Annotated in this window: 7 protein-coding genes; 1 reads left to right on the forward strand and 6 read right to left on the reverse strand. The window is 70.8% G+C overall.

Features of this window, described 5'->3' with window-relative positions:
* Positions 1-251: 251 nt before the first annotated feature.
* Complete coding sequence (locus NUT86_RS03440; RefSeq protein ID WP_274733315.1) at positions 252-1694, reverse strand: DUF1254 domain-containing protein; 1443 nt, start codon at positions 1692-1694, stop codon at positions 252-254.
* A gap of 189 nt (positions 1695-1883) precedes the next feature.
* Here NUT86_RS03440 and NUT86_RS03445 point away from each other — a divergent pair, with 189 nt between their 5' ends.
* A complete protein-coding gene (locus tag NUT86_RS03445; RefSeq protein ID WP_274733317.1) occupies positions 1884-3092 on the forward strand; it encodes a PucR family transcriptional regulator in 1209 nt (402 codons plus the stop codon).
* Between the two features lie 116 nt (positions 3093-3208).
* Here the strand turns inward: NUT86_RS03445 and NUT86_RS03450 are convergent, their stop codons facing one another.
* From NUT86_RS03450 to fabD, 5 genes are all read right to left on the reverse strand, one after another.
* Positions 3209-4159: an SDR family NAD(P)-dependent oxidoreductase gene (locus NUT86_RS03450; protein WP_274733319.1), complete on the reverse strand. Its 951-nt coding sequence runs from the start codon at positions 4157-4159 to the stop codon at positions 3209-3211.
* A 203-nt stretch (positions 4160-4362) separates the two neighbouring features.
* On the reverse strand, positions 4363-5574 hold the full coding sequence (locus tag NUT86_RS03455) for a cytochrome P450 (RefSeq protein ID WP_159491345.1): 1212 nt from the start codon (positions 5572-5574) through the stop codon (positions 4363-4365).
* Positions 5575-5688: 114 nt separating this feature from the next.
* Positions 5689-6528: an SAM-dependent methyltransferase gene (locus tag NUT86_RS03460; protein ID WP_266439839.1), complete on the reverse strand. Its 840-nt coding sequence runs from the start codon at positions 6526-6528 to the stop codon at positions 5689-5691.
* 284 nt (positions 6529-6812) lie between these two features.
* A complete protein-coding gene (locus NUT86_RS03465; RefSeq protein ID WP_274733321.1) occupies positions 6813-7829 on the reverse strand; it encodes an NADP-dependent oxidoreductase in 1017 nt (338 codons plus the stop codon).
* Between the two features lie 28 nt (positions 7830-7857).
* Positions 7858-10134, reverse strand: coding sequence for an ACP S-malonyltransferase (gene fabD, locus NUT86_RS03470; RefSeq protein ID WP_274733322.1), 2277 nt, complete (start codon positions 10132-10134; stop codon positions 7858-7860).
* Position 10135: the final 1 nt, after the last annotated feature.

Consider the following 10135-nt stretch of genomic DNA (forward strand, 5'->3'; position numbering starts at 1 on the left):
TCGACCTCTGGAGGAGGCGCTGTCTTGGGCGGAGTTCGCCTGAGCCACTTGACCCCACGGACCAGGAGCTGCGGTCCGCAGTGGAGTCGCTGAAGCCCCTGAGGAAGGTGGGCCTCCTGCCCAGTTCGGGAGTGCTGGCGTCCGAACGATCTGAGCAGGAGGCCGGCTGGGCCGGGCCCTTGTGCTGCGTCTGCGACATGACGGAGGTGTGCGCTCCAGGGCGCTCACCCGGTGCCGCCGGGAGGCTTGCTTCAGCTGGTCATGGTGACCGAGGGCGGGGACCAAGTGCCGTCGAGGACACTTGACTTGGGGCGGTACATGCGCAGGATCATGGAGAACCGGCCGCTCGGTGCGGGCAGCCAGTTGGACTGTTTGCCTGCCGGGGCGTCGTGCTGGATGTAGATGTCCGTGGAACCGTCGGGGTTGCGGGTCGGCTTGGCGGCGTGGCCGACCTCGTAGCGGTTGATCGGGTTGCGGACCAGGAAGCCGGACGGGTCGTACATCGTGAGGGACCAGAAGGCTTTCACCGGCGGGGTTTGCCCTGGGGCGAAGTGGAGGACGTACCGCTTGGCTCCCGTCAGCGGCTTGCCCCGGCTGTCGGTGCGGACGATCGGGTAGACGGCGTCCTGGGGGCGGTTGGCGCCGAGCCCTTGCCAGGCGGTGGTCGCGCGCAGCATGTAGTTCGTGCCGTAGTCGCCCAGGTTGAGCGAGACACGCCAGCCGTTCACGTCGTTTCCGGACGTGGCGAGCGCGGCCTGGATCTGCTTCTGGGCCGCGGGTACGGCCTGACGCAGGGCTTGAGCGGTGGCAGGGCCCTTGGCGTTGATGTCGAACGGCTTGCCGGGGACGATGCCCAGGCGGGCCAGGGTGGCCACCATGGGAGCGTCCTTCTTCGCGGGCGGGTTGGTGGCCATGGCCGAGGCGAGCTGGGAGAAGAAGGTCTGCGCGTCCATGCCGGCGACCCGGGCGGCCGGCGAGGTGGCGGGGACGGTCGGGTCGACGTGGCCTGGCGGCGGGGTGTGGTGGTGGCCGTAGTCGCGGAGCGGTTTGAGGGTGTAGTGGCGGACCAGGTCCTTGACCGCGGGCAGGTCGGAGGGGCCGTCGAACTGGGTACGGCCGATGATCCACGCGGTCCGGGTGGGGGACTTGATCTGCTTGACGCCGGCGGGCAGTCGGCCGTGCCAGCCGGGGCCGGTGATGGCGAAGTCACCGGCCGAGCTGCCGGTGGTGCGGGTTCCCGGAGAGGCGAAGACGTCGGTCCAGGCGCTGAGCATGGGCATCATGAAGTACCGGCCCTTGGTGTCCGGCACATGGAGCACGATCGGCCCCTTCTTCAGGTCCAGCCACGCCGAGGTGTACAGGGTGTCGACGTTCGGGGCCACCACGGTGTGGAACTCCGGGCCGGGAGTTCGGTCCGCCTTGGCGAACTGGTTCACCGGGGCCCGCAGCGTCGCCGGATCGGGCTTGCGGACGTTGGTGGACACCTGCTCGGTGGCCCGCGCCAGGACCAGTGGGTAGCCGTAGACGTAGGCCTTGACCGCGTCGGCGGTGGTGGCGGCGGGAGCGGGCGCGGGCGCGGGGTGTGCCGCCGTGCTCGCCTGGGCCGCTGTCACCGGCGCGGCGGACAGGGCGAGCACGGCCGCCCCCACACCGGCGGCGGCACCCCAGCGGCGGAGTCGTCGCGTTGCGTTCATGAAGGGTTGTTCCTCACAGGGCTGTTGTCGGAGTTGACGGCGGATGCGGGTGGGCCGGCCGGATGCGGGTGGGCCGGTCGGCCGGCACCGCGCAGCACGAAGGTCAGGTCGTCATCGCCTCACTGTCGTCCCACCGGCGGGCCGGGGCAATCGGTCCTGAAGACACGTCAGGCCGCCTATCGTTGTGAGGTGTCACAACGCAGCGCGTCGCCACCCCAGGCCTCGGAACCCGGCGAGGACATCCGCGAGCAGGTGGTCCGGATGGCCGCCCGTCTCGAACCCGGGATCAACCAGCTGGCCAGGCTGGTCGTCGAGCGCCAGCGGGCCGAGGTCCCCGGCTTTGACCGCCTCCCCGGCGACATGCAGGATCTGGAGATCGCCTCGGCCGCCCGCCACACGATTCGCGGCTTCCTCCGCTCCGCGCAGGGCCTCGCGGACACCGACGCCGAGGTGCTCCGGGAACGCGCCATCCAGCGTGCATCGGAAGGCGTCCACCTGACCGGGCTGCTCAGGGGGTACCACGTCGCCACCGAGGTGGTGACGGACGCGCTCTGCGCCGCCGCCCGTCCCGGGGAAGAGGCCGCCCTGCTGTGGCTCACCCGCCGGCTGTTCACTACGGTCAACTCCCTGGTCGAGCAGGCCACCGAGGCGTATCTGCTGGGGATGGCCGGCCAGCAGGAGGCAAAACGGGAACTGGCCGCGGCACTGCTCCGCGGTGACGCGCCGCAGGAGGTGGCCGCCCGGTGCGGACTCCCACTCGAACCCGGCTACCTCGTGCTCAGCGTCCGCGCCCCTGTGCCCCAGGAGCCGGTGGCCGCGCGACGGCTGCTCCACCAGGTCCTGGTCCGGCTCGCGCCCGCCGCGGACGGCCGGGTGCTCAGCCTGCCGAACGAACAGGGCGGCCACATCCTGCTCCCCCTCGGCACACCCCACGCCGACCTCGTCCGGCATCTGTCCACCGGTCCGTCCCGCCCGGTGATCGCGGGGGCCGCCCTCGCGGCCACGCCGGGGGACGTCCCCGCCGCCGCCGAGCAGGCGCACCGGATCGCCGCCATCGCCCGGACACCCGGCGTGCACCGGCTCCAGGATGTGCTGCTCGATTACCATCTGGCCGGATCCAAGGACAGCGCCGCCGAACTGGCCGCGTTTCTCGACCCGTTGGACGGCCACGCCGGTCTGGTCGACGCCGTCGCCGCCTTCCTCGACTGCGACCTCGACCGACGCCGCACGGCCCAGGCGCTCAGGGTCCACCCCAACACCGTCGACAACCGCCTCGCCCGGGCCGCCCAACTCACCGGCCTGGACCCGCACACCACGCACGGCGTACAGCTCTTCGGCGCTGCCCTCACCCTCCGCAGACTCGCTGAGGGCTCGGCAACCGGCTTCCTGCCCGGCTGATGGATGCTTCAGTTGGGGCCGTCGGGGAGTCCCGTGCCGTGCCCCCCCCTGTCCGTCGCCTGCGCTCGCCCCGAGGCGCCGTTCGAGCGGTGGCGCCGTCCGTCATGGCCCCGCGCCTACCGAAAGCCGAGGTGCGGATCGGTGCCGGCCAGCTCACCGCTGGCGGCCCACAGGCGAGCAGCGACGGCCGGGTCGGCCATATGAGAGGGGACCGGCTCACGCCGTGGCCGGCCACGCAGGCCGAAGGCCCTTGGCCCCCACAGCTGCCCTCCCTGCACCTCCGGGTCGAGGACGGCACGGACGACGGGCCATGCTCCGGCGTCCTTGCCCTGCACCAAGAGCCCGGCGGGCAAGGCTCGCAGCCGCTCGCCGGGGGCTGTCGTGCGTACCGGCGGGCGGGACGGGGTGAGGGAATCCAGTGCGCCGCCGGGGTGGGCCACCACACTGAGCACCGTGCTGCCGATGGCACGCAGACGGCGGTCGAGTTCGAAGCCGAAGCACATCTGCGCCACCTTGGACCGGCCGTAGGTGCGCTTGGGCCGGTAGTCCTGGGTGGACTGCAGATCGTCCAGGTCCAGTCGCTCGGACCGCGCCGCGAAACTTCCCACCGTCACGATGCGGCCCGCCGACGCCGCGGACAGCAGGGGGGCCAGCCACTGGGTGAGTGCGAAGTGGCCGAGGTGGTTGGTGCCGAACATCAGCTCGTGGCCGTCCCCGGTCTCCCGACGCGGCGGGTCGTCGAGGGCGACCCCTGCGTTGTAGACCACCGCGTCGAGATGATCGAGGTCGAGCCTGTCCACGGCAGTCTTCAGGGACGACAGGTCGGCAAGGTCCAGTTGGAGATGCCGCACATGCGCGCCGGAGACGCGCGAGCGGATCGAGGCCATGGCGGCTTCGGCCTTCGCGGCGTCCCGGCTGCCGAGTACGACGACGGCGCCGGTGGCGGCGAGCTGCTCCGCGGTGAAGTAGCCGATCCCGGCGTTACCCCCGGTGACCAGGAAGGTCCTGCCCCCGGCAGACGGCAGCCGGTGAACGTCCCACGGTCGGCTCCGGGATGAGGAAGGCACGATGACAGGCTCCTTGCGCTCTGGGCCGCCCCATGCTCAGGGGGGCAACCGACCCGCCCAAGGTCGCAGCCTCCACCGATATATCGCCGACAGACTTCCGACACCCCTCCGGAGAATTGCAGACCAGGTGGCCCCTGCCGAGGCGTGAGGTGTCCAGGCCCTGCCAGGCGGCCGGGGGCCGGGGGCCGGGGGCCGCCCCGGGCCTACCAGGTGACCGGGAGCTCGTGCAGGCCGAAGATGGCCGCGTCGTTCTTCAGTGGCAGGTCTTCGGCGGGGCCGGCCGGCCGAAGTCCGGGGACACGGCGGAGCAAGGTGTCGTAGACGATCTCCAGTTCCATACGGGCGAGGCTCTGTCCGAGGCACTGGTGCGGTCCGTGGCCGAAGGCGAGGTGCTGGCGTGCGCCGCGGTCGACGTCCAGCTTGCCGGGGTTCTCGAAGACGTCCGGGTCGTGGTTGGCCGCGCCTCCCAGCGCGAAGACGCCTTCGCCGGCGCGGATGATCTGCCCGCCGATCTCGAGGTCCTCCTTGGCCACGCGCGTGGTGATGATGTCGGTGATGGTGAAGTAGCGCAGCAGTTCCTCGACGACCTGCGGTGTGCTGCCGGGGTCGCCGGTGATGCGCGCCCGCAGCTCGGGCTTCTCCATCAGGGCGAGCATGCCCAGCGAGATCATGTTTCCGGTCGTGTCGTGCCCGGCTGTCAGCAGCAGGAACGCCAGGTCGACGAGTGCGTCGTGGTCGTAGGTGCCGTCCTTGCGGCCCTTGGCGACCTGGCGGCTGAGCAGGTCGTCCCCCGGGGTTTTCTCCTTGGTCGTCACCAGCTCGTCCAAGTAGGTCTGCAGGTCGAAGAACGCCTGCTGCCGGGTCAGCGGCGGGAGGGTCATGCTGAGCATGCGGGAAGTGCGGTCCTCGAAGAAGTCGCGGTCGGTGGCGGACACCCCGAGCAGCTCGCAGATGACCAGGGACGGTACCGGGAAGGACATGCTCTTCACCAGGTCGGCCGGGTTGGGGCCGGCGAGCATCGCGTCGATGCACTCGTCGACGATCTCCTGGACACGCGGACGCAGGGCCTCCATCCGGCGGAAGGTGAACTCGCCGACCACGGCGCGCCGCGCCCGGGTGTGTTCGGGTGCGTCCATACCGGCCAGGGACAGGGTGGAGTCCTTGTCGCTGCGGGCGAGCTCGACCAGCATCGGGAAGTTCGGATCGGCCCGGTCGGAGCTCAGGCGCGGGTCGAGCAGCGACTTGCGCACGTCGTCGTAGCGGGTCAGGATCCACGCCGGCTTGCCGGTCGGCAGGGTCACCTGGGACACGGGCCCGCTCTCACGGAGGCCGTTGTACTGGGCGGGCAGCCGGTAGGGGCAGGTACGGGGGAAGGGGAATGCGGGCGGGGTGCCGCCGTCGGTCGGTTCGGTCACTGGGTATCGCTCCTCGTCGATGGGGGATGCACGGTGGCGCCGGAGGTGCGCCGCGCCGTCGCCCGACGGCCGGGCCGACGCTCCTCCGGCGCCGCCACTTTCGAACGTCCGTGGTCAGAGGGGCTTCTGAGCGGTCAGCAGTACGGAGCCGAACTCATCGACGCCGATCATGGAGGCGGGGCTGAACTTCTCCTCCGCCTCTTCGTCGAAGACGGTCTGCATCTCCTGGGAACCCTGGCTCATCTGCTCGAAGGTCTGGCGCACGCTCTGCTCGGTGATGTCGAGGAGCTCGACGAAGCGCAGGCCCGCGTCGCGCAGCAGGGGCACGTAGTCCTCGGGCCGGGCCAGCGTCATGATGAAGTCGCGGAGGAGCCGGTCCACGGCGGGCTGCTTCTCGGCGGGGACGGGGCCGCGCTCGAAGAAGTCGGTGAGGACCAGGCGGCCGCCGGGGCGCAGCACGCGGCGGATCTCGTCGAGGACCCGTCCGCGGTCGGGCATGTGGAAGATCGACTCAATGGCGATGGCGGCGTCGAAGGAGTTGTCGGGGAAGGGCAGTTCCATGGCGTCGGCGTGCCGGAACTCCACACGGCCGCTCAGACCGGCGCCCTCGGCGAGGGCGGAGGCGCGGGCGATCTGGTCCTTGCTGATCGCGATGCCCGTGACGTGGGCGCCGGTGCGCCTGGAGATACGCATGGCCGGCTGGCCGACTCCGCAGCCGATGTCCAGAACCCGGTGGCTCTCGTCGATCCGCAGGCGGTCGGTCATCATGTCGGTGAGCCGGTCGGCCGCTTCCACGAGCGGGGTGTCGTTGTCGTCGACGTCCCAGTAACCGAGGTGGAGGCTGCCGCCGACCGCTTCGGTGTCCAGCGCGGTGAGGCGGTCGTAGAGGCGTCCGACCTCTTCGGGGACGGGGACGGGGGCGGTCGTCGGCGTGGCCGTGGGCGTGCTGGACATGGGAGTCCTCCGGTTTTCTTCTGGTGAAGTGGGAAGCGGCGGAGCTTGCACGGTGGGTGCGTGGAGTCCGGACGGAATCGCCGTCTCGCCGACTCGCCGCAGGCTGAATGCCCAAGGGAAATGGGCCAGGTGGGGAATTCGGAAATCGCTGCGCAAGGCGTGAAGCGCGCTGTCTGTGCGGTGTCTGCGCTTACAGATCACCATACCGGCCGGGAAGCGGGCGGGGAACGAATCCATGGGAAATTCCCGGGAGTTCGCCGATTTCTTCCGTGTGGCGCGGTGTTTCAATCGGCGATTCGCACCAGCATTTTCCCGGTGTTGGCGCCGCGCAGCATGTCGATGAACGCGGCGGGCGCGTTCTCCAGTCCTTTGACGACGGTTTCCCGGTAGGAGATTCTCCCTTCTGCCAGCCAGCCGCCCATGCGGGCGGTGAACTCGTCCTTGAGGCCGGCGTGGTTCGAGACGAGAAAGCCGCGCAGGGTGATGCCCTTGGCGATGGCCTGTACGAGGTTCCGCGGGCCGGCCGGGCCGTCCTTCTCGTTGATCTGCGAGACGGTGCCGCAGAGGGCGAACCGCGCGCCCATCCTGGCCAGGGCCAGGGCGGCGTCCAGTTGGTCGCCGCCCACATTGTCGAAGTAGACGTCGATGCCCGCCGGTGCGGCCTTCGCCAGCTGGTCGAGGACCGGCCCGGCCTTGTAGTCGAACGCCGCGTCGAAGCCCAGCTCTTCCGTGAGATAGGCGACCTTCTCGGCGCTGCCCGCCGATCCGATCACGCGTTGTGCGCCGCACAGCCGGGCGATCTGGCCGACGAGGGAGCCCACCGCGCCCGCGGCCCCGGAGACGAACACGGTGTCGCCGGGCCGGAATTCGGCGGCCTTGAGCAACCCCGCGTAGGCGGCGTGTCCCGGCATGCCGAGCACTCCGAGGTACGCCCCGGGCGGGGCGAGCGCCGGGTCCACCGTGACCGCGCCGGCGGCGCCCACGACGGCGTACTCCCGCCAGCCCAGACCGTGCAGGACCAGGTCGCCGACACTGTGGCGCGGTGACTTCGAGACGACGACCCGGCCGACGGCGCCCCCGTCGAGCACCTTGCCCACGGCGAACGGCGGAACGTAGGACCTGGTGTTGTTCATCCGCCCGCGCATGTACGGGTCGACGCTCATCACCAGGTTGCGGACCAGCACCTGGCCGGTCCCGACGGCGGGCAGTGGTGCCCGCACGACCGAGAAGTTCCCGGTGGTCGGCCATCCCTCGGGGCGGGCGGCGAGCCGGACTTCGGTGCCTGTGGACGGAACGGTCATCGCGTTCTCCTCGACTGGGGGATGTCCGTCACGCACGGGGCACACCGAGGGTGTCGCGCCAGTGCCGGCATGCGGTGACGATGTGTTCGGCGGCGCCGTCGAGCAGCCGGAGGCCGATCCGGTCGACGTGGCGGTGCCGCCATGAGGCGAGTTCGGTGCCTTCGACCCACTGGTTGAAGGCACCCAGCGCCGGTCCGGTCTGGACCTGGTAGTTCACTTTTCCGGTGCCGTCGCCGTTCATGGCCAGGCGCGTGGAGTGGAAGAAGTACCAGCGGAACACCAGCGCCATCTTCTGTTTGGGATCGGCGTCGGCCCGGGCGATGTCGGCGTCGCGGCCCTGCGACCGGAGATAGGCCCGTACTTCGTCCCAGACCTCTTCGACGCTCTTTCCGAAGTAGGTTCTCTCCAGGAGGGAGCGTGTTTTCTCCGGTATTTCGTCGAGGCCATCGTGGTGGGAGTACAGGGAGAACAGCTTGTTGGCCCGCGTGGGGAAGAAGACGCCTTTGCGGAGCACCTGCACCTTGGCCCCGAATTCGAACATGTCGCCTGCGGGAGCGTAGGCGGTGTCGGCGATGCCGACGTCCTCCAGCATGTCCTTGACCTCGTCACTGATACCGGATTCCACCGTGCACTGGTTGATGGATCCGGTGAGTACGTAGTCGGCGCCCAGCATGAAGGCCGCCGCGACCGCCGCGGGGGTGCCGAGGCCGCCGGCGAGGCCCGTGCAAATCGGTTCGTCGTAGCCGTACCGGTCCTGGGCCCGCTGGCGGAGCTGGAGCATGGCGGGCATCAGGACCGTGGCGACGCCGCCGTCCGTGTGCCCCCCGGAGTCCGCCTCGACCGTGATGTCGTGGCTCATCGGCACCGTCCGGGCGAGCTCCACCTGTTCGTCGGTGAGGGCGTTCTCCCGGCGGAGCCGCTCCAGGAGCGGCCCGGGGGCGGGTGCCATGAACTGCTCGGCGACCTCCGGCCGGGAGACCTTGGCCACGATGCGGTGGTCGCACACGGTCCGGCCGTCGGCACCGCGGCGGAGTCCCCGTGCCCGGTAGAGGACGAGCGCGGGAGTCATCTGCATGAAGGCCGACGCCTCGATGACGGGGACGCCGTGGCGCATCAGCAGGTCGACCAGTGCGCGCTCGGCCGCGGGGTCGTCGTGGTCGGCCAGTACGTTGACGCCGTAGGGCTGTCCGTCGGCCAGGCCGTGCTGGACCTCCTTCACCCCCTGCTCGATCTCCGGGAGCGGCAGACCGCCGGTTCCCAGGAAACCGAGCATGCGCTGCCGGCCGAGCCGGACGACCATCTCGGCCGAGGCGATGCCCCGGTACATACCGCCCACGGCGTAGGCGTGGCGCACGCCCATGCGCCGGCGGAACACGGGGCTGCCGAGCGCGGCGGCCGGTGTGTCGGGCAGTGCGGCCGGCGTATCCGCCGGGGCGGCCGGAGCATCGGGCCGGGCGACCGGCCGCGGGGCCGAGCGGATCTGGTCGATCAGCCTGCCGAGTACGCGGCCTCCGAGTTCGACGAAGTCGGTGACGCCCTGGTCGAGGAGGTGGTGCACGCTCTCGGTCCAGCGCACGGGCCGCACGATCTGGTCGACGAGCGTGTGCGCGGTCCGGCCGGGGACGTAGGGCCGCGCGGTGGCGTTGGCGATCACGGGCGTCGCCGGGTCCCCGAGGGTGAACCCGTCGGCGAAGTGGGCGAAGTCCCGCTGGGCCTGCCGCATCAGGGGCGAGTGGAAGGCGCCGGACACGTTCAGCCGCACGCAGCGGACGTCGCGCGCGTCGAGGTATGCCACCAGCGCGTCGACGGTCGCGGTGGCGCCGGACACGACCTTCTGCTGCGGTGCGTTGTCGTTGGCGACGGTCAGGCCGGCGAATCCGCCTTCGTCGAGGAGTTCGCGCAGCCGTGCCGCGTCGACCCCGACCACGGCTGCCATACCGCCGCCCTGTGCCTGCGCCATCAGAGCGCCGCGCCGCTGGACGAGGCGCAGTCCGGTCGCGAAGTCGAAGGCGCCGGCGGCGTGCAGGGCGCAGTACTCCCCCAGGCTGTGCCCGGCGAGAAAGGCCGGCTCGTCGCCGGTGCGCTCGCGCCACTGCCGGTGGGCGAGCGCACCGACCACGAACAGCGCGGGCTGGGTGTACTCGGTGCGGCCCAGTTGCCGGTGCGGATCGTCCAGGCACAGCGTGCGCAGGGAGTAGCCGAGGACCTCGGAGGCCTCGTCGGCGAGTTCGGGGTACGCGTCGAACAACTCGCGCCCCATACCGCGTCGTTGGGCACCCTGGCCGGGAAAGACCACTGCCTTCATG

The sequence above is a fragment of the Streptomyces sp. G7(2002) genome, assembly GCF_028870195.1.
Lineage (GTDB): Bacteria > Actinomycetota > Actinomycetes > Streptomycetales > Streptomycetaceae > Streptomyces > Streptomyces nigrescens.